We start from the raw sequence: 584 nt of genomic DNA on the forward strand, positions 1-584 counted from the left end.
GCATAGCCATTTCTATGGGGTTAAGAATGGGTCCGAGTGCTTGCTCCTCTACATCCTTTGCCCTTCCATCCCAAAACTGAGCGGTATGAAGGGCAGCATTGTATACAGTTGGGGCGTTTCTCGGACCTATAGCCCACCCGTGACCTACGGAGGTGGGAAGATTATCAACACCATAGGAAGCAAGGTTATGGCAAGTATTACAGCTAATAAGACCGCTCTTTGAAAGCCTTGGTTCGTGGTAGAGCATTCTGCCCAGCTCTATCTTTTCCCTTGTGAGGGGGTTTTGGGGGTTGTTAGCTACTTCTGGAAGTGGCTGAAAGAGCCTTCTTGCCTGTTCCAGAATCTGAGCGTCTTCATCCTTGGGTTGTTGAGCTTGGACCTTACCCTTGCTCTGGGCATAGACACCAGCACCTACAAGAGCAGTGCCTACCACTGCAGTAATCAGGAGCAGTTTCCTCATGAGACCACCTCCTTATAAGTTTTTTTAATGATGTAATAAGTGATATACATCACAGAATTAAACTATAGCACATTCGATAAGATTTTGCAACAGATATTTAGACACAAGAAGTTACTTCTCTAAA

The 584-nt window shown here is 45.5% G+C and carries 1 protein-coding gene; it reads right to left on the reverse strand.

Annotation, left to right across the window (positions count from 1 at the left end; translation table 11 throughout):
* Positions 1 to 460 (reverse strand): cytochrome-c peroxidase (locus tag ABDH49_09060; GenBank protein MEN3047100.1); only part of this gene is annotated, 460 nt, incomplete at its 3' end.
* Positions 461 to 584: the final 124 nt, after the last annotated feature.

The sequence above is a fragment of the Candidatus Hydrothermales bacterium genome, assembly GCA_039630235.1.
Lineage (GTDB): Bacteria > Hydrothermota > Hydrothermia > Hydrothermales > JAJRUZ01 > JBCNVI01.